This window comes from Devosia sp. WQ 349K1 (assembly GCF_016595685.1).
Taxonomy (GTDB): Bacteria; Pseudomonadota; Alphaproteobacteria; order Rhizobiales; family Devosiaceae; genus Devosia.
On the sequence record NZ_JAENGO010000010.1, the window covers coordinates 54,362 to 73,338 of the forward strand.

An 18,977-nucleotide genomic window follows, 5' to 3' on the forward strand; every position below is an offset into this window, starting at 1 on the left:
CAGACGCTATTTCACGCTGCAGCATTCACCGGATCAGCGCCATAATTATTGGTGCCGTGGGAGCCCTTTAGAAAACCGAGCTGGATGAACATGTAGATCGCAAAAACCGCAAAAACGAGAACGAGGACACTCATCCACATTGGCGGGACCATATAGGTCAGCCCATTTTCTGTGATGGCGGTCGCTCCGATGGCACTGGCTTGCAAAAGATTGATGACGACGCTGCCCCCGAGAAGAATGAGAACATCTTTCCCGTCGTTATTGCGATCGTGACGGCGTTTTAGGCCAATGCAATAAGTCGGGTAGAGCAAGGCAAGATTGATCAGCACAGCGAACCAAGCCACGGCAGTGGTGTTGCCTCCAGCCAAAATCCCCAAAACTAATGATGCGATAATCGAGACAACGAACAGGCACAATACGCCGATCCACCACTGTTTGCGCGAAATGCGCCCGTCCGTGGTCAACAGCAAGGACTTCAAACTGTCCATATTTCCCCTCCACATCGGAATCGATCCGACAGTTGAGGATAGGACGCCGACGAAAACTCCGCCAGCGCCCCAAATTTGATCGCGGATTAGTCGCGCAGCAGCTCGTTGATGCCGGTCTTGGAACGGGTCTGAGCGTCCACGGTCTTGACGATAACGGCGCAGTAAAGGTTCGGGCCGGGCGTGCCATCCGGGAACGGCTTGCCTGGCATGGAGCCGGAAACCACGACGGAGTAAGGCGGAACCTTACCGATGTGGATTTCGCCGGTGGCGCGATTAACGATCTTGGTCGACTGACCGATGAAGACACCCATCGAAATGACCGAGCCTTCGCCAACGATCACGCCTTCAACGACTTCCGAGCGTGCGCCGATAAAGCAATTGTCTTCGATGATGGTCGGGCCAGCCTGCAGCGGCTCAAGCACGCCACCGATACCAACGCCACCGGAAAGGTGAACATTCTTACCGATCTGAGCGCAGGAGCCAACGGTTGCCCATGTATCAACCATGGTGCCTTCATCCACGAAAGCGCCGAGGTTAACGAAGGACGGCATCAGAATGACGTTCTTCGCGATGTGTGCGGAACGACGAACAACGGCACCCGGCACAGCGCGGAAGCCCGACGCGCGCCACATGCTTTCGTCCCAGCCTTCAAACTTGGTCGGCACCTTGTCCCAATAGGTCGACCCATTGGCGCCACCGGAGATTGGGGCGTTGTCGTTGAGACGGAAGGAAAGCAGTACAGCGCGCTTGAGCCACTGATTGACGACCCAATCGCCGTTGACCTTCTCAGCAACGCGGGCCTGACCGCTGTCAAGCAGGTTCAGCGCAGTTTCAACCGCGTCACGAACGTCGCCTTTAGTGGACGAATTGATTTCGGCGCGGTTTTCAAAGGCGGCGTCGATGGTCTGGGCGAGCGTTTCGAACGACATAGCGGCTCCTAAAGAAATTCTGATGGGGACCATTAGCCGGGGGGAAGAAGGTGTCAACGGCAATACAAGCCCGTGACGTCCTTATTGAAACAAAAATCCCCGCAAACGCGGGGATTTTCAAAGACAAATCAGGAGAGCGCGACTTAGCGCGGCTCAGCCTGTGGATAGACGCCCAAGATGCGGAACTTGTCGGTAAAGAAGTTGAGTTCTTCAAGGGCGAGCTGAACCGAAGGATCATCTGGATGGCCTTCGATGTCGGCATAGAACTGGGTCGCCTGGAAATTCCCACCGACCATATAGCTCTCGAGCTTGGTCATGTTGACGCCATTGGTGGCAAATCCACCCATGGCCTTATAGAGGGCCGCCGGTACGTTGCGCACACGGAAGATAAAGGTGGTTTTCACCTTGCCTTCGTTCGGCGCCAGCTTTTCGGTCGGCGACAGCACGAGGAAGCGCGTCGTGTTATGTTCAGCGTCTTCAATATTGCTCGCGATCACATCCAGACCATAGGTCTCGGCGGCAAAACGCGAAGCAATCGCGGCCACGGACTTATCGCCCTTTTGCGCAATCTCGCGTGCAGAGCCCGCCGTATCGACCGCATTAATCGTGCGGAAGCCATGGTCAGAAATAAATTTGCGGCACTGACCAAGCGCAACGGAGAGCGACTGAACGGCTTTCACGTCAGCAAGGGTGGACCCGCGCACACCCAACAGGTTCATCTCAATGCGCAGATAGGTCTCACCAATAATGTGCAGACCACTCAGCGGAAGCAGGTGGTGAATGTCGGTAATACGGCCATAAAGTGAGTTTTCAACCGGAACGACAGCATAATCTGCCTTACCGGATTGGACCGCATTGAGCGTGTCCTCGAAGGTCACACAGCCCAGATATTCCTCTCCTGGAAAGAAATTAGCCGACGCAGCGTGGCTGAAGGCGCCATTTTCGCCTTGGAAGGCAATCTTCTTTGTCATGGGGATATCCGTTTAATTGGCAGGCCGGGCGGTTTTGACGCGGAGGCTTGAGTGTGTCAATGACAGTATAGAGATGCGTGCAACCTTCCTCTGCGTGGGGGAATTGTCGCACCAAAGGATTGGCCTGTTGCACGGCAGCAGGTCTTGATACTATGTTCCGCGCGCGTTGGGCTGGCCGTTGAGGCAGATTCTCCAAAATGGAGTATCTAATGGGCTGGCCCGGAATTGTCCCCGGGGATGGACCGGCAGAGAGACCAAATGAATTCGTTTGAGCTAAACAAGATTTTCGGCGCCGTCCTCGGCACCCTGTTGTTCATCATGGCAGTCGGCTTCCTTGCCGAGTCCGTGTATGCACCGATCGAAAACAACGGGCCAGGTTACAACCTGCCCGAACCAGAAGTTGCCGATGCTGCGGCTGGCGGCGAAGTTGAACAGGCTGTTCCAGTCGCTGTTCTGCTGGCCAGCGCTTCGGCTGACCGTGGCGCGACCGCGGTTCGCAAGTGCCAGTCTTGCCATAACTTCGCTGAAGGCGAACCAAACAAGCAGGGCCCATACCTCTATGACATCATGGGTGGTCCACAGGCACATGCCGACGGCTTCGCCTATTCGGACATCATGACCCAGCATCATAACGATGGCCTGGTCTGGTCCTATGAGAACATGGATGCGTTCTTGGCGAACCCGAAGGGCTACGCTCCAGGCACCAAGATGGCTTTCGCTGGCGTAAAGTCCGCTGAAGAACGCGCTGACATCATGGCATACCTGCAGACCCTGTCTGCAAATCCAGCTCCATTCCCAGTTGCTGAAGGCGGCGCTGAAGAAGCTGCTCCTGCTGCAGACGCTGCGCCAGCCGCAGAAGAAGCCGCACCAGTGGCTGAAGAAGCACCAGCGGCCGAAGTTGCGCCAGCAACTGAAGGCACCGCAACGCCTGCTGTAGTTGTTGCCCCTGCTGCTGAAGACGCACCAGTTGTTGAAGCTGCTCCGGTTGTCGAAACCCCGACCACCACTGAGACAGAAACTCAGGTTGAAGGCACTCCTGCTGAGCAGGCGCCTGCTACCAGCAACTAAGATTGCGACTGATCTAGAATCTTTGAAGCCGCGCCCTCAACAAGGCGCGGCTTTTTTGTGTTTTGAGGGAGACATGGAATGCTGCTGCTACACCTATCGGACGTTGATGAAGCAAGCTGGGCCAAGGCGTTTCAAACAGCGCTAGGCGATTATCCAGTTGTGCGCCTTGGGGATGATTTCAACCCCAAGGAGGTACACTACATCTTCGTTTGGAAGCCCAAGGCCGACGCTTTCGAAGGTCTGACCGAACTTCGCGCAGTCCTCTCCCTCGGCGCTGGCGTCGATGCACTGCTCAAGCATCCTGATTTGCCTGACGCCCCCATCGTGCGCTTTGTCGACAACGACCTCAGCCAGCGTATGAGCGATTATGTCGTTGCCCATGTCACCATGCATCATCGGCAGTTCAGCCGTTTCGCCGCCGATCAAAAAGCGCGTCGCTGGGCACAATATTATCCGCCTGCCTCCCACGAAACACACGTGGGCATCATGGGCATGGGTGTGCTCGGACAAGACGCCGCCAAGCGCCTGCTCCCGCTCGGCTTTAAGGTTTCAAGTTGGAGCCGGTCAGCAAAGCACATCGAGGGCGTCGAGAGCTATGTCGGGGCTGAGCAGTTTGACGCCTTCCTGGCCAATACCGACATTCTGGTCAACCTACTGCCGCTCACCCCTGAAACAACCGGCATTCTCAACGCCGAGACCTTTGGCAAGCTGCGCAAGGGCACGCTGCAGGGCGGCCCTGCCATCGTCAACGCGGCGCGTGGTGGGCATCAGCGAGAAGCCGACATTGTGAACGCGTTACAATCTGGAGTTCTGGGTGCAGCGAGCCTCGACGTCTTTGAAGTCGAGCCCCTGCCAGAGCAAAGCGCTCTGTGGGTCGCGCCAAACTGCTACATCACACCTCACATCGCTGCGATCTCAGATGAACGGAGTGGGGTTCGCTATTTTACGCAGATGATAAACGACCATCGGAACGGGCTGCCCCTCCGCAACGTCGTCGACCGCAAACGTGGGTACTGATCCCATTTTTGTACTAGCGCTTTTTTCTATTAACGGTCAGCATAGTCACAACAATTTCTTGGAGGCTCAATGTCCGAAACTGCAGCCAAAGTGAGTTTTTATGATCGCCTTAAAACGGCGACCAAACACCGATTTGCAGAACCCATTCTGGCAGCACTGTGCTTCCTCGAAGCGATGATTATTCCAGTATTCCCAGAGATTATGCTGGCCCCCATGATCATTGCAGATCGTCTGCGCGCCTGGCGTCTCGCCGCTATTTGCACGGTCGCTTCCGTTGCTGGAGGCCTTGCAGGCTATGCGATTGGCTATTTCCTGTTTGATAGCATTGGTCGCGCCATTATCGATTTCTACGGCGCCGCCGATGGCTTTGGCGCGCTGCGTCAAAGCTTTAATGACAACGGCCCCCTGATGATCCTGATCGGAGCGCTGTCTCCGATTCCTTATAAGGTCATCACCATCACCAGTGGCGTGGCCGGTCTCGATCTCTGGACCTTTGTGATCTACGGCATCATCGGTCGCGGACTGCGCTACTTCGTGCCATGCGGTCTCTTCTATTTCTTCGGCCCAATCGCTGGCGAGTTCATCGAGAAACACAAGAAGTGGGCAGGGATCGGCATGGTTGCCTTGGTCGTGGTGGGCTTTGCTATGGCGCCACTCCTGTTCCCGAAGGCAGGCACCGAGATTGCCGATGCCGCCATCGAAGAAACCACAGGTATCGACCTGATCACCAACTAAACTACGGGGCGTTAAGCCCCGTAGCGTTGCTTCAGCAGTGCATAGAGCACGCGAATGCCTTGGTCGGTTGCCCCGACCGGGCGCCCCGGACGCAATTCCGGTGCCCAAGCAAAAATGTCCATATGCACCCACGCGCTAGCGTTTTTGACGAAACGCTGCAGGAACAGTGCGGCGATAATCGACCCGCCAAATCCGCCTGCGCCGGTGTTGTTCATATCGGCAATTTTGGAGTTGAGCTGGCTTCCATAGTTCGCCCATAGCGGCAGCGGCCACACGGGGTCCTCGACCTTCGGACCAATATCCGCCATGGCATAGGCAAGGCTAGGATCAGAGCTATAGGTCGCCGGCAGTTCTGGCCCGAGCGCTATGCGCGCAGCCCCCGTCAACGTCGCCATGTCGACGAGGAGATCAGGCGCTTCCTCATCCGCCAATGCCAGTGCGTCGGCCAAGATCAAACGACCTTCCGCGTCGGTATTGCCAATCTCAACAGTCAAACCGGCCCGCGAGCGGATAACGTCTCCAGGTCTAAACGAATTGCCCGCGATTGAATTTTCGACAATCGGGATCAACACGCGGAGGCGCACTGGGAGTTCCGCATTCACCACGGCATGGGCAAGGCCAAGAATATTGGCAGCGCCGCCCATATCCTTCTTCATCATCAACATGCCTGCAGCGGGCTTGATATCCAGACCGCCGGTATCAAAGGTGACGCCCTTACCAACCAGCGTTACCTTCGGATGACTTTCGTCGCCCCAGCTGAGGTCAAGCAAGCGTGGGGCCTGAGCGTTCGCTCGACCCACGGCATGGATCAGTGGCAGATTTGCGCCCAGCAAGTCATCACCCACAGTGGCCGTAACCTTCATGCCATTGCGACGCGCGAAGTCCCTAATCGCTTGGTCCAAGGCATCCGGGCCAAGATCATTGGCGGGCGTATTGATGAGATCGCGAGCGAGGAAGGCGCCTTGGGAGAGGAAATCAACCTCATCAGCATCGGCATCTTCAGGCATCTCGAGCTGCGGGCTCGGTTTGGCGTCGCGGTAACGATCAAAGCGATAAGCACCCAGCTTAAACGCTGTGGCCGCCTGTGTGGCGTCGCCATACTGCCCTTCCAGCGCATAAGTGCCCTCGGGCAGATTGCTTCCAGCCAGACCAACCGTAAAAGGATTGAGGCTTTCGCTCGGCCCCATGCCCAAAAGCCATGCGGTGATATCGCCATGCGCATCGGGAACTGCCAGCAGCTTTCCGGTCTGGCCGGAAAAACCGTGCGCCTGCGCCCATTTGCGCTGGACATCGGTAAGCGCGGCATCGTCTAAAGCGCCGTCAACAATTGCAATGACCGGTGTAGCCGAAGTCTTGGCCATCAGACTCTCCAGATTATTTTGGCGTGTTCTAGCCCCGAACGGGGTTCTGGCACCATCCAACTCCGGAAATAGTTTTCTGGCAACGGCGCGAACGACCTAATTCCCGAACAAAAAAGGGCTATTGCCCCCCCTAACTGGGAAAACAAACGCGCTGAGTCAAAACAGAATGATGGAGCACACAAACAGACCTCTCCGCTCCCGTTGCAATTCATAGCAACATTATAGGTTTAACCCAATATTAGGGTTAATGATCTATTGCCAAACAAGGGATCATATCCCGGAGGAAACCATGCCTCGGGTAAAATACGATAGATTTTGGATGCATTGTGTTTTGGCTGTTGGTTTGACGGCTGTGACGCTATCGGGCTGTACCAGTTCGAGAAATTACAATGGTTCGGGCACAGGGCCATTTGCGGCCAGTCAAAAACAACCGACGCTTGAGCAACTGACTGCGCGTTATAAGTCCAACCCGCGCGACCGCAACAATACAATTCAATACGCCACCCATCTGCGCGCACTCGGCCAGCCGGAACAGGCCATGGCGGCCTTAGAGACAACCCTTGCCGCACACCCCAAGGACGTTCCGATTTCCATTGCCTATGCCAAAGCCCTGACGGCTGCCGGGCGGTTTGAGCAATCTCTCAACGTCATAGACAATGTTCTGCGTCCGGACGCTCCAGATTGGAGCGCACTGTTGGTCAAAGGCGCGACCTTGGATCAGATGGGGCGGAACAGCGAAGCACGGCGCATTTATACGCAGGCCGCAGCTCTGGCACCGAACGAAGCCTCGATCGAAACAAATCTTGGCCTATCCTATGCGATGACCAATGAACTGAGCCTGGCCGAGCAGCACTTGCGCAAAGCCGTCAGCATGCAAGGGGCATCGACACAGACCCGTCAAAACTTGGCATTGGTCTTCGGCCTACAGGGACGCTTTGATGAGGCGCGCAAAATCTACGCCGCCGAACTTCCGCCTGATCAAGTGGAATCCAACATGGCTTACATCAGAGCGCTGCTGACCCAGCAAAACCGTTGGGACCTGCTCAAGGATTAAGGCCCTCGATTAGCCGCCGCCGACCGTGCTTGCGACGCTGCCAGTGAAGACTTTGATCATTGCTGGCGACAGGACCACGATAAACAATACGGGCAGCAGGAAGAGGATGAGCGGCACGGTTAGTTTCGGCGGCAATGCGGCTGCCTTCTTTTCCGCTTCCATCATACGCGCTTCACGCCCTTCTTCAGCCATGACTCGCAAAGCCTGACCTACAGAGGTGCCGTAGCGATCGGCCTGAATGAGTGCAGTCATGACCGCCCTAACGTTATCGAGCCCTGTGCGTCGGCCGAGGTTCTCATACGCACGTGAGCGATCTTCCAGAAATGACAGCTCGGCATTGGTTAGCGTCAGTTCCTCAGCAAGCTGCGGTGACTGACCGCCGATTTCCTTGGCAACGCGCTTTATGGCGTGCTCCATAGACATGCCAGCCTCAACGCACAACAGCATCAGGTCCAACACATCTGGCCATGCGCGACGGATAGAGGCTTGGCGCTTCTGGATTTTGTTTTTCAACAAGAGCACCGGCAAGTAGGCGCCAACGACCCCAATCGCTACGGAGTAGGCGAGGCTCAGATACATGGGTCGATCACCAGGCGCTACGACGACTAAGTAGAAGATCGCAAACAGCAATACGGCAACCGGTGTCGTGAACCGCACGAAGAGATATTTGGTCAACTCGGCCGGACCACGCAGTCCAGCCATGGACAGCTGGTCGAGCGTATTTTCGTCCTGGAAGGCTTTCCGGAGATCAAACCTGTCGACGGCCTTGCGCATATAGGCCTTGGTATTGTCATCGCGGCGGATCGAACTTCGGTCGGCTACTGCCGCAGAGCTCCCACGCAACCGAGACATCTCCTGGGCCCGCATTTTCTCGCGCTCCAGTGCCACGCGCTGAATGCGTCCTTTGAGCTCCTGCTTGACCAGAAGACTGGACCCAAAGGTAAACACCGCAGCCGTCGCCGAGATGGCAGCAAGGGCCGCAATCAAAAACTCGCGTTGGGTTACAAGCGCGATGATGTCCACGGCTACCCCCTAGATCTCGAACTGAACCATGCGGTGCATGACAAAAACGCCAGCGCTCAGCATGAACACGGCAATGGCCAAACACACATTGCCAACGGGTGTCGTGAAAAGTGGGGCTAGATAGGCTGGTGACACAACGGAGATCAGAACGGCCACAACAATGGGTAGTGCGCCGATAATCGCCGCCGATGCCTTGGCTTCAGACGACATTGCCTTGACCTTGGCTTTCATCTTTTTGCGGTTGCGCAGAACTCGCGCCAAATTGCTCAGGGCTTCTGAAAGGTTACCGCCAGACTGTTGCTGCACGGTGATAACCACAACGAAGAAGTTCACCTCAGGCAGAGGCACGCGCTCCAACAAGATCTGAATGGACTCTTGCATCGAAAAGCCGAAAGCCTGCTGATCCAAAATGCGGCCGAACTCAGAGCGAACTGGTTCCTTGGTGTCCTTGGCGACAACACGCACTGTATCGTTGAGCGGCAGACCCGTTTTAACGCCACGGACAATCGCTTCAATGGCATTGGGTAATTCGTCCAGGAACCGATCTTGATACTTGCGGCGCTTACGCATGACGTAAAAGCGCGGGCCCAGATACCCACCCGCGGCAGCAATGATGGCCGCAAAATAAAACGGCACCTGCGCCACCACCAAAAGCCCAAAAAGAACAACACCGAAGATAATCGAGTTGCGAATATAGGCAGCGGGTGTCGTGGTCATTCCCGCCTGAAACAACATGGCGGGAATGGTCAAGCGACGGTTGGCTTTAAGCTCATCCTGCTGCGCCTTGAGCGCCTGCTGCACCGTTTTACGCCGATTGTCGCGGACACGGCTCTCCCCGGCAACGCGCCGATTGATGGAGACATCACCTTGATAGACCTTGAGGCGCTGCTTTGCGCGCTGGCCACCCGCTGCCGCGGGGACAAACGCCAAGGCCACTGCGCCGGCAGCAACAACGAACAAAATGATGAGCAGTAAGCTTGTGGTCATATTTTACTTACTCGCCATTTCGCGGTGCTCAATATTGGACGCCTCCAAGGCTTCCACGAGGTTAGCCTCTTCGTTGAAATAGCGTGCGCGTTCGGTGAACTGAGGCTTGGTAATACCGGTCGAGTGATGACGCCCGAGGAGCATGCCGCTCGCGTCTTCGCCCATGATGTCATAGACGACGATGTCCTGTGTCACGATCACATCCCCTTCCATGCCCAGCACTTCGGTAATGTGGGTGATGCGGCGCGAACCATCGCGCAGTCGCGCGGCCTGCACGATCACGTCGATCGAAGACACGATCATTTCGCGAATGGTACGGCTCGGCAGCGAATAACCACCCATGGTGATCATCGATTCCAAACGCGAAAGCGCCTCTCTAGGCGAGTTGGCGTGGAGCGTGCCCATGGAGCCATCGTGGCCCGTGTTCATTGCTTGCAGGAGATCGAATGATTCCGGACCGCGCACTTCGCCCACGATGATGCGTTCAGGGCGCATACGCAGACAGTTCTTGATGAGATCACGCATAGTGATCTCGCCTTCCCCCTCCAAGTTTGGAGGGCGCGTTTCAAGCCGAACAACGTGTGGTTGCTGGAGCTGCAATTCCGCAGAGTCTTCGCAGGTGATGACCCGCTCATCTTTTTCGATGAATGCTGTCAGACAGTTGAGCAGCGTCGTCTTTCCCGAACCCGTGCCGCCTGAAATCAAGATATTGGCGCGCACCCTGCCTAGGATACGCAGCACTTCCGCGCCTTCAGACGATATCGAGCCGTATTTGACGAGCTGCTGAAGCGTCAGCTTGTCCTTCTTGAATTTACGAATGGTCAGCGCCGCGCCGTCAATGGCAAGAGGCGGCGCAATAACGTTCACACGTGATCCGTCAGGCAAACGCGCATCGCAAATTGGCGAGCCTTCATCGACACGACGACCGACCTGCGACACGATACGCTGGCAGACATTCATCAAATGCGCATCATCGCGGAAGCGCACGTTTGTCAGCCGGACCTTGCCGCCGACTTCGATGTAGCAGCGCTGCGAGCCATTCACCATGATATCGGCAATGTCGTCGCGCGCGAGCAGCGGCTCGAGCGGGCCATAACCCAGCACGTCGTTGCAAATGTCTTCAAGCAGATCTTCCTGCTCGGCAATCGACATCGCGATGGATTTCAGCGCGATGATTTCGGAGACGATGTCGCGAATTTCTTCGCGCGCCGACTGGTTCTCCATCGTCGCCAACTGGCTTAGATCGATCGAGTCGATCAGCGCATTAAAGATCGCTGACTTGGTCGAGAAGTATTCTTTGGCACGCGGGTTTTCAGCCTGCGCTTTGACGTCGATAACATCGTCCGTATTTTTGGCACGGCTGGCAGAGCTGTCTGCGTCGGGCTGGCGACGTTGCGCAGGGGACGACACCGCTCCCGGTGGCGGGCTGGCGATTGGACGCGGGAGCTCAGAAACTCCGGGCGTATTGCCGCCAAATGTCGTTCGCTTGCCAAACATGTCTCATACTTCCTAACGCCGAAGCCTGCCTTAGGCGCGCTTTTTGAACAGGGTGGACAGGGTCGACAGGTTGAGCAGTGCCCCGCCCTTCCCCGCTGCCTGCCCCACAGCGCGACCAGTCACCTGAAAGCCGATGCTACGGTAGATGTCGTTGATCTTGTTGGATGCTTGTACTTCCGCGATCATCTGGCCATTGTTGGCCGCTGTGCCAAACAGATGCGCATCAAAGCCGATCTGCCCGATCAGCGAACATTCCACCGACGTCGCGAACTCGTTCGGATTGATCTCTGGACGCTTGGGAATGCCAACTTTGTTCATCACCAACTTGGGTGCTGCCTCTGTTGGGCGCATGATCTTGATCGCATCGGACAAATTCTTGGCGTTGCGCAAATTAGCCAGATCGGGCTCCGCCACGACCACGACTTCGTCAACCGACGCCAGCGTCTGTCGTGTCCAGCTATTCCACACATGCGGAATATCCAAGATGATCACGGGCACCGATTTCTGACAGATCTCGATGACCTGCTCGAAATCGCGCTCACCGAAATCCCAAGTCTGATCAAGCGATGCTGGAGAAGCGAGCAGGCTGATGTGGTTGGCCGCCTTGCTCATCAGGCGATCAAGCATGGTTTGATCGACCTTTTGGCTGGCCAACATCGCATCTCCCAAACCATGGGGCGGATCTTGGTTGAAATTCAGCCCTGCCGTGCCAAACGGCAAATCCATATCGATAACGAGGCAATCTTGACGGAGCGAGGAGGCGATTGCCCAGGCGACGTTATGCGCGACCGTTGAACTCCCGGCCCCGCCCTTGGCGGAAACAAAGCCAATCGTGCGTCCAATGGGCGCCGCGCCCTCTGCAACATAGATCTCGGTAATGGCCGCGACCAGTTCCTGTGGGCTGGCGGGCAGAACCACATATTCCGAAATGCCGTTGCGGATCAGCTCACGATACAAGAGCACGTCATTGACGTGCCCGAGTACGATGACCCGTGTTGCCGCGTCACACACCTCAGACAGGCGCCCCAATGCCGCAACGATCGCGCCAGGGGTAAGGGTCGATTCCACGATGATCAAATTTGGCGTCGGGTTCGACTTGTAAGTCTCGATTGCCCCTTCAACGCCACCATTGTGCGTGGTCAGCGCAACTTTAGACATGCGTCGATCTTGTAGAACGGCTTCGACCAGCTGTGCTGTCTGCGTGTTCTCGCAAAATGCCTGTACCGTGATGCGCGGCACAAGCCGAGCCCCAGTTGCGATCTCTGCCGCCACGTCTTCAGTCTTTGCTTTATCCGGCGTCAGGAAACTCATACGCACTGCTCCTCAATCCTACTCAATCGAGAACGAAGCCAACATTGCCGCTGAAACCGCCTCGGAACTCACCCGTCGATCCGACCCCGTATTGATGTTCAATACGACCGAGGAAGATCGCCTCAGCATCACCGCTCATGGCAAACTTATCGGTTGGCACCTCAAGAGTGCCCGCCGGAGCTGCGTTGACGAGGTAAGGAGTGACCAAAATCACCAATTCGGTCTGTTGCGTCTGGTACTCACGGGACCGGAACAGCGCGCCGAGGATAGGAATATCACCCAAGAGCGGGAACTGTTTGATGTTCTGGCTCGTGCTCTCTTGCAGAAGGCCGCCGATGGCGAGCGTCATGCCGCTGGGCAATTCAACCGAGGTGGATGCCTGTCGCCTGGTGAGCGAGAAATCCGCTTGCGGTTCAGACACCGAAGTATCGACTTTGAGCCCGATCACCCCATTGGATTTTACGACAGGCTCGAAAGACAGCTCGACACCATAAGGCTTAAATACGACCGTCCGCCGCAATCTGTTGCCGCCGTCGTCGCCATCTTCCGGATCATAGGTGTAATATGGCAGTTCGCCGCCAGCGAGGAACTTGGCTTCTTCGCCTGAGATGGCCGTTAGCGTCGGCTGCGCCAGAACTCTGAGTGCGCCCTTATCCTCAAGAGCCCGGATAGCCCCTAAGATCGTATTGCCGTTGTCACTGAACCTCGCATTCATTCCGTGTGGAATATCGCTGTCCACCAGAGTGGTCGCAAATTGCAGGAGGTTGGCGGTTCCGACATTAAAGGCAGCGCCAAAGTTTATGCCGAATTGCTTGGCCACATCGCGCTTAACTTCGGACACCGTGACCTGCAGCATCACCTGCTGAGCCCCCGCCACGTCCAGAATATTGGCGACGTTATCTGCAGAGCCAGCGAATTGAGTGGCCACAGCGGTGGCCCGTTCACGATCTTCACCCGAACGAACATTGCCCGTCAGGACGACACGGCTGGACCCATCGAGACCGGGAACGGATTCCACGCGAATATTGGAGTGTGGCAAGACACGCGCCAGCGCTGTTTGAAGCGCAGCTCCAACCGCCGACTCGGCCTCGTTGATCGCAATGTCGAGCACCTGGATGGTCCGTCCGGCATCATCAAGGAAGAAGATATTGGTCTTGCCCGAGGACATGCCCTGAACAATGGCTCTGGTTCTAGTGCGCATAATCGCGGCAGCAATCTCGGGCTGCGAGACCACGACCTCTGCCACACCAGCAGGTAAGTCGACGATCAGAGATTTGTTGCGTTCGATGCTTAAAGGGCGGACGGCGCCATAGGCGCTGGGTTGAATGGCAATTTGCGCCTGTGACTGCGCTTGAGCAGGCGACAGGGCCGTTGCCGACAACATCGCGACACCCAGCCCGAAGGCCAGTGTCGCCGCTCTACCGGACAATGATCGATTTGTGTTGGCCGTTTTCATCACTCTCGAACTCTCACTGCGGCAAAACTTGCGGAGCGGCGGGACCAGTTTGAACCACTGGCAGGCTGGCGGAGTCATAAGCGGTGCCAGCTGGGACGGGCGCCACTTGCCCCGCACTGGTTACAACGCTCTGTTCGCGCCCGTAACGGATCAGGCGAACAGGCTGGTTGGATCCAAAGCGTTGCTCATCGGCCCGATTAAAGTCAGCGACCGATCTTAGGGTCAGGCTTAACTGGCCGCGGGTCGAAGAATTTATCAGCGTTTCTGCCTGTCCCGGGTCCAGCTCTAAGGTAGCAATAGTGTCTGACACGAAGGTCGTGGGCGGGGTGGTGTTATTGGGGTCTTCACTGCCCCCAGACTGCCCCATCTCGCCAAGGCGCGTGCCAATAGCCAAAACGCGCACATCGGAAAGGATCAGTTCAGACTGTTGCCCAAGGTCGGTCGGGGTGGTGAGCACAACGTCGACATGATCATTCGGCACGACAAAGCCGCCGGCGCTCGACACAGGAGAAACCGCCACCGAAACGCCGCGCTTTCCCGGTGCCAGTACAGCCGACAGATAACCGCTATCAGATCGAACCAATTTGGCTTCGCGAATGGGCTCACCCGGGAAGAGTTCAAATCGCGCGATTGCACCGATGAGTTCGGTCTGTGCCTCCGGCATGGCCGCCATGGTCACAAACTCGGGTCGCAGCGCCTGTTCGGGCCAATCCTGCCATTGCGTGCTCTCGGAGAGCAGGCGCTCCCCCACGCCGATCCCACGGCTTGCGACAAGCACCTGCGCCTTTGCTTCGGGAACAACTTGAGGCGCAACTGCCTGAGGCGCAGATGGCTCGGGTGTACTGCCGCCACGGGTGACCAAGATGGCGGCGAGGCCACCGGCAATCAACGCGACAGCAATGAGAATGATACGCGCCGGTCTCATGACCCCCCCAAAGGCTCAGCGGGCTAAGGCCAGCTTCCTTTGTAGACCATGAAATAAAAGGGTCAAAACTTGGTTAATTAGACCTTGATTACTAAGGTTAACGATCTGAGATACTTCAAAATCACACCTCTATATCACATCCAGATGAACGCAGCCCAACTACGCCAAGTCCAGAAAGATATTGATCAATTTCAGCTTTGGACTAAGAGATTGTAGATCAAAGTTTCGGGGTAAACAAAAACTGCGGCAATTGCCAATGCAATACCATAAGGCACCCCATTCTTCCGGTTGTGCAATCGACTCAGCCATTCAAACCGTGTGATCCACACCTCAAGCGGGAGTGATCTCAAGAGTAATATTAGTATCGTTAGGACGCCACCAAATACACTAGCGTACACCAGATATGGCAGCACTTGTCCGGCGCCCAACCACAGTACAGTCGCGGCGGCAAACTTAGCATCACCACCACCAATCACGTTCAGAGCAAATAGACCAAAGGCCACGACCAAGACCGCAAAGGCGCACAGCACGTGAAGGCCAATCGCCTCCCAGGGCATTTGGACGATGATCGCAGCGGGGAAGAATGCAAGCCCTACGGCCAAAACAAGCCAATTGGGGATCCGCATTGTGAACAGATCCGAAATAGCGGCAAAAAACATGAGCGCCGGAAAGTAGATAATAGCGATGTGAGACAACTTACAAGCGCCCGCAAAAACTAAAAGGGAGGCAAGCCTCCCTTTTGAAATTATTCTTGGTTTCTTAATTAAAAGTCCACGTCCAACTCAGCGCCAATATTATTGAACAGCGCACCCAGATTGTTCCCAAGCAAGGAAGCACCGGCAATGATCCCTACGGCCACAAGCGCCGCAATCAGGCCGTATTCAATAGCGGTTGCGCCGGACTCGTCCTTAGCAAAACGTGCAAAAATCTTCATACCCAAGCTCCTCATCGGCGATCATGGCGTGCTCTCCACGTCGGGACGAGCACAGGTTGAACATGACTACAAACTACCCGCACCAAGTTGAAAGAGAGTTAATCCTCATTAGGCAGCAACAACTTACGAATGCACTCATGTAGTCTTGGTGTTTTTCTAGTTAACACAATCGCCGTGCTTTTCACCAACACCGCACACAAGGCGATAGAATCAGAACAATTTTTACAGGACAGAATTCCCCATAAGAACGCGATCTATTCGACACACCTGTTCCTTACTATAAATTTTCCGACAAATTTGCCTTGTATTTACCATTCTCGCCCAGATTCAATCCTGCCGCAGTAACTTCAGGATTTGGTGGAATGCCCCGCACACTCGCAACTACACTGCTTATCATTGCCGTGAGCATTCCATTCCCAATCATGGCCCAAGACGCGACTCCCATTACGGTACAAGCAAATATGGCGCGCGTTCTGCGCATCAATGCACCAGCCGCAACAGTCATCGTTGGCAATCCCGGCGTTGCAGACGTGACGATCCAAGATCCTCAAACTTTGGTTCTCACCGGTAAAAGCTACGGTCAAACCAATCTCATCATTTTGGACGCAATGGGCGAACCGATTGCGGACACTCTTGTAGAGGTCACACAATTGCAGGCCGGGGTAATGACAGTTTATCAGGGCCTCAATCGCACCAGCCTGTCCTGCGCCCCGGTGTGTCAACCTGTCGTCATGATGGGCGACGATGCCAACTTCTCCGGGCAAGCACTGGCCTCGGCGCAGTTGGTCCAATCAGCGGCCAACTGAACGGTCTCGTTTTCTTCAAATTTGCGCAAATATGCAGAAAGGCTCGTTAGCGTTCTGCAGTCTACCCTGCTCAGGGACAAATTCAGGACATCCCTTCAATGGTGCGAGCCAGCTTAAGGCGCAAGCTACTCTATGCGGCACTCCGCGACACGCGGGGCGCAACCGCCGTGGAGTTTGCTCTGCTGGCGATTCCTTTCTTTGGGCTCATCGCGGCCATCTTACAAACCTCCTTGGTCTTCATTTCCAGCCAAGTCCTCGAAAGCGCGGTCATCGACGCATCGCGCTATGTGCGCATTGGCGACGCGCAAAAACAGGGCACAGCCGAATATAAGAAGCAGATATGTGACCGCCTTTATGGTCTCTTCGGCGATTGTCAGGACATGCATCTGCGCGTCGATACGATCCAGACCTTTAAAAGCACCGCTCCAACAATACCCGTCGACATCACCTGCCCAGCCGAGTGCGATTGGACCACGCCAGAAACTTGGGCCCCAGGCGGGGCGTCCAGCGTTGTCATGGTACAAGCCTACTTCCGCTATCCCGTTCCGATCCCCCTTGGCCCTTTGAGCATCGCTAACCTTGCGGATGGGACGCGCCTCATTGGCTCGACCTTCGTCTTTATGAACGAGCCATTCTGATGCGCGCGCGCTCCAAGCTCCGCTCTCTCGTCGCCAAAACCTTATCGAACGAGAACGGCGTTGCCGCTGTTGAATTTGCGCTCGCGATGCCGATCATGCTCGTCCTCTATCTGGGCTCAGTCGAGGGCAGCACACTCATCATTTTGGACCGCAAAGTCCAAACTGCCGCCAGTGCTCTCGGTGATCTTGTAGCCCGTACCAATGGCACGCTCTCTCAGGGCACTTTGGAAGACTATTTCCAAGCGGCCAGTGGCATTATGCATCCCTACGACAGCACCACGGTCGTTCAGACAATTGCCGGCGTTGAAGTGTCAGCTGCCGGAGAGGCTGTGATCAAATGGTCTAGGCAGTATAGCGACGAACAAATCGTGCCCGCAGAAGGTTTAACAATAGAACTACCGAAAGAGATGACGGATCTCGCTCTTGGCCGTGTCGTCATCGTCGCTGAAGCCAGTTATGAATACAGCCCGAGCTTTGCTGTCGTTGTCGATCAGACGGTACAACTGCACCGTACCAGCTATCACCTTCCACGCACCACCACAGGTGTGATCGTCTCTCCTTAGCCTTGCTTGCCCTATGCAACGCTGCATGGCAGAAGCAGAGACCATTCCTTAAAGCTAAGCGATCATGGACGACCACATTATTCCCGTATTCGATCTGGGCGGCGTATTCGTCGACTGGAACCCTATGTATCTGTTCCGCAAGCTCTTTGAGACTGAAGAAGACGCGCAGTGGTTCCACCAGACAATCTGCACCAGCGATTGGAACTTGGAGTTCGACGCCGGCGAAAAATATTCTGAAGGCGTCGCCAAGCTCGTTACTCGCTTTCCAAAATACTGGCGCGAAATTCAGGCGTTCGACACGCGTTGGAAAGAAACCTTTGGTCCCTTCATTCAGGGCACTATCGACATTCACAACGAGCTGATTGAACAGGACGTCCCAACCTTTGCCATTACCAACTTCTCTTGGGAGAAGTGGATGACATGCTTGGGTGAATGGCCGTTCCTCGAAAAGTTCGATGGCGTTGTCGTCTCTGGGCTCGAAAGACTCGTCAAACCCGATCCGCGCATCTACCGCACCTTCTGCGATCGTTATGCTCTGGCCCCAGACAGCTGCGTTTTCATCGACGATAGCGAACCCAATATTGTTGCCGCACGCAAGTTCGGCATGAAGGGCATCCATTTCAAGGACCCTGCCCAATTGCGGGCGGAACTGATCGCCCTAGGACTGCCTCTTAAGGCCTGAAATTCAGCTCCGCGTACACTGTTGCGCGGGGCTTTTCCCTTGTCCCACGCAGCACCCAAGTCGCTTCCCACCTCCTCCGTTGGCCTAGAGTTCTGACCTCTCCGCACAGCTAGGACGGTCCTCTGGCGTAGCCAGGCCTTAATGCCACTTATCCCGCAGCACAAACCGCTCTGCCTCCCGCCCCCTTGCGGGGAGGGAATGAGGGTGGGGGTAGACTGGTGGATAACGCTCGGCTCCTTCTTACCTCTCCTTCGGGGGGAGGTCGACGCGCAGCGTCGGGTGAGGGGGCCTTCCGCCGGCCGCATGAGAGAACACAGATTAGTACGTGCCACTACGTGGCAAACGCAAAAAGCCCCGCTGTTGAGCGGGGCTTTTTGTATTTGGTTTTGATGATCGTGAAGAGAATTTATGTTTTTGGCAGACCTTGCAGTGACCTACTCTCCCAAGTCTTGAGACTTAGTACCATTGGCGCGGAGGAATTTGACGGTCGAGTTCGGGATGGGATCGGGTCTTGGGCTCCTCGCAAGAACCA

20 protein-coding genes and 1 rRNA gene are annotated in these 18,977 nt (G+C 55.8%); 8 read left to right on the plus strand and 13 right to left on the minus strand.

What is annotated here, in order from left to right; translation table 11 throughout:
- Nucleotides 1-11: 11 nt before the first annotated feature.
- The 3 genes from JHL21_RS17390 to JHL21_RS17400 all read right to left on the minus strand — a co-directional run bounded on the left by JHL21_RS17390 (nucleotide 12) and on the right by JHL21_RS17400 (nucleotide 2,388).
- On the minus strand, nucleotides 12-488 hold the full coding sequence (locus JHL21_RS17390; RefSeq protein WP_200214945.1) for a DUF805 domain-containing protein: 477 nt from the start codon (nucleotides 486-488) through the stop codon (nucleotides 12-14).
- Between the two features lie 86 nt (nucleotides 489-574).
- Complete coding sequence (gene dapD / locus JHL21_RS17395; RefSeq protein ID WP_200214947.1) at nucleotides 575-1,417, minus strand: 2,3,4,5-tetrahydropyridine-2,6-dicarboxylate N-succinyltransferase; 843 nt, start codon at nucleotides 1,415-1,417, stop codon at nucleotides 575-577.
- A gap of 143 nt (nucleotides 1,418-1,560) precedes the next feature.
- Nucleotides 1,561-2,388 (minus strand): prephenate dehydratase, encoded by an 828-nt coding sequence (locus JHL21_RS17400; protein ID WP_169196610.1) that lies wholly within the window; start codon nucleotides 2,386-2,388, stop codon nucleotides 1,561-1,563.
- 258 nt (nucleotides 2,389-2,646) lie between these two features.
- Here JHL21_RS17400 and JHL21_RS17405 point away from each other — a divergent pair, with 258 nt between their 5' ends.
- From JHL21_RS17405 to JHL21_RS17415, 3 genes are all read left to right on the plus strand, one after another.
- On the plus strand, nucleotides 2,647-3,456 hold the full coding sequence (locus JHL21_RS17405) for a cytochrome c family protein (protein ID WP_200214948.1): 810 nt from the start codon (nucleotides 2,647-2,649) through the stop codon (nucleotides 3,454-3,456).
- A 78-nt stretch (nucleotides 3,457-3,534) separates the two neighbouring features.
- The gene (locus JHL21_RS17410; RefSeq protein ID WP_200214951.1) at nucleotides 3,535-4,473 is read left to right on the plus strand and encodes a glyoxylate/hydroxypyruvate reductase A; all 939 of its coding nucleotides are present in this window, start codon (nucleotides 3,535-3,537) and stop codon (nucleotides 4,471-4,473) included.
- Between the two features lie 69 nt (nucleotides 4,474-4,542).
- Nucleotides 4,543-5,208, plus strand: a complete 666-nt coding sequence (locus JHL21_RS17415; RefSeq protein WP_169196607.1) for a YqaA family protein — start codon at nucleotides 4,543-4,545, stop codon at nucleotides 5,206-5,208.
- 11 nt (nucleotides 5,209-5,219) lie between these two features.
- Here the strand turns inward: JHL21_RS17415 and JHL21_RS17420 are convergent, their stop codons facing one another.
- Nucleotides 5,220-6,569 (minus strand): M17 family metallopeptidase, encoded by a 1,350-nt coding sequence (locus tag JHL21_RS17420; RefSeq protein ID WP_200214953.1) that lies wholly within the window; start codon nucleotides 6,567-6,569, stop codon nucleotides 5,220-5,222.
- A 289-nt stretch (nucleotides 6,570-6,858) separates the two neighbouring features.
- On the opposite strand from JHL21_RS17420, the gene JHL21_RS17425 reads away from it, so the two are divergent.
- Complete coding sequence (locus JHL21_RS17425) at nucleotides 6,859-7,623, plus strand: tetratricopeptide repeat protein (protein WP_200214954.1); 765 nt, start codon at nucleotides 6,859-6,861, stop codon at nucleotides 7,621-7,623.
- A gap of 9 nt (nucleotides 7,624-7,632) precedes the next feature.
- Here JHL21_RS17425 and JHL21_RS17430 read toward each other — a convergent pair whose 3' ends face one another.
- The 8 genes from JHL21_RS17430 to JHL21_RS17465 form a co-directional block, all read right to left on the minus strand.
- Nucleotides 7,633-8,646 (minus strand): type II secretion system F family protein, encoded by a 1,014-nt coding sequence (locus JHL21_RS17430; protein ID WP_169196604.1) that lies wholly within the window; start codon nucleotides 8,644-8,646, stop codon nucleotides 7,633-7,635.
- A gap of 9 nt (nucleotides 8,647-8,655) precedes the next feature.
- Nucleotides 8,656-9,633 carry a type II secretion system F family protein gene (locus tag JHL21_RS17435; protein ID WP_200214956.1) on the minus strand — a complete coding sequence of 326 codons (978 nt, stop codon included), beginning with the start codon at nucleotides 9,631-9,633 and terminating at the stop codon, nucleotides 8,656-8,658.
- A 3-nt stretch (nucleotides 9,634-9,636) separates the two neighbouring features.
- Nucleotides 9,637-11,130: a CpaF family protein gene (locus tag JHL21_RS17440; RefSeq protein ID WP_200214958.1), complete on the minus strand. Its 1,494-nt coding sequence runs from the start codon at nucleotides 11,128-11,130 to the stop codon at nucleotides 9,637-9,639.
- A 30-nt stretch (nucleotides 11,131-11,160) separates the two neighbouring features.
- Nucleotides 11,161-12,441: an AAA family ATPase gene (locus JHL21_RS17445; RefSeq protein WP_200214959.1), complete on the minus strand. Its 1,281-nt coding sequence runs from the start codon at nucleotides 12,439-12,441 to the stop codon at nucleotides 11,161-11,163.
- A gap of 22 nt (nucleotides 12,442-12,463) precedes the next feature.
- Nucleotides 12,464-13,897: a type II and III secretion system protein family protein gene (locus tag JHL21_RS17450; RefSeq protein ID WP_200214961.1), complete on the minus strand. Its 1,434-nt coding sequence runs from the start codon at nucleotides 13,895-13,897 to the stop codon at nucleotides 12,464-12,466.
- Between the two features lie 13 nt (nucleotides 13,898-13,910).
- Nucleotides 13,911-14,822 carry a Flp pilus assembly protein CpaB gene (gene cpaB / locus JHL21_RS17455; protein ID WP_200214963.1) on the minus strand — a complete coding sequence of 304 codons (912 nt, stop codon included), beginning with the start codon at nucleotides 14,820-14,822 and terminating at the stop codon, nucleotides 13,911-13,913.
- A 191-nt stretch (nucleotides 14,823-15,013) separates the two neighbouring features.
- Nucleotides 15,014-15,517 carry a prepilin peptidase gene (locus JHL21_RS17460; protein ID WP_254082112.1) on the minus strand — a complete coding sequence of 168 codons (504 nt, stop codon included), beginning with the start codon at nucleotides 15,515-15,517 and terminating at the stop codon, nucleotides 15,014-15,016.
- Between the two features lie 68 nt (nucleotides 15,518-15,585).
- Nucleotides 15,586-15,756, minus strand: coding sequence for a Flp family type IVb pilin (locus JHL21_RS17465; RefSeq protein WP_200214964.1), 171 nt, complete (start codon nucleotides 15,754-15,756; stop codon nucleotides 15,586-15,588).
- 362 nt (nucleotides 15,757-16,118) lie between these two features.
- Here JHL21_RS17465 and JHL21_RS17470 point away from each other — a divergent pair, with 362 nt between their 5' ends.
- The 4 genes from JHL21_RS17470 to JHL21_RS17485 all read left to right on the plus strand — a co-directional run bounded on the left by JHL21_RS17470 (nucleotide 16,119) and on the right by JHL21_RS17485 (nucleotide 18,445).
- A complete protein-coding gene (locus tag JHL21_RS17470; protein WP_200214966.1) occupies nucleotides 16,119-16,562 on the plus strand; it encodes a pilus assembly protein N-terminal domain-containing protein in 444 nt (147 codons plus the stop codon).
- A gap of 98 nt (nucleotides 16,563-16,660) precedes the next feature.
- Nucleotides 16,661-17,200 carry a TadE/TadG family type IV pilus assembly protein gene (locus JHL21_RS17475; protein ID WP_200214967.1) on the plus strand — a complete coding sequence of 180 codons (540 nt, stop codon included), beginning with the start codon at nucleotides 16,661-16,663 and terminating at the stop codon, nucleotides 17,198-17,200.
- Nucleotides 17,200-17,763: a TadE/TadG family type IV pilus assembly protein gene (locus JHL21_RS17480; protein WP_200214969.1), complete on the plus strand. Its 564-nt coding sequence runs from the start codon at nucleotides 17,200-17,202 to the stop codon at nucleotides 17,761-17,763. Before JHL21_RS17475 ends, JHL21_RS17480 begins: the two co-directional genes overlap by 1 nt.
- Before the next feature lie 64 nt (nucleotides 17,764-17,827).
- Nucleotides 17,828-18,445, plus strand: a complete 618-nt coding sequence (locus JHL21_RS17485) for an HAD family phosphatase (RefSeq protein ID WP_200214970.1) — start codon at nucleotides 17,828-17,830, stop codon at nucleotides 18,443-18,445.
- Nucleotides 18,446-18,866: 421 nt separating this feature from the next.
- Here the strand turns inward: JHL21_RS17485 and rrf are convergent.
- Nucleotides 18,867-18,977 (minus strand): 5S ribosomal RNA (gene rrf / locus JHL21_RS17490); the annotation flags it as partial.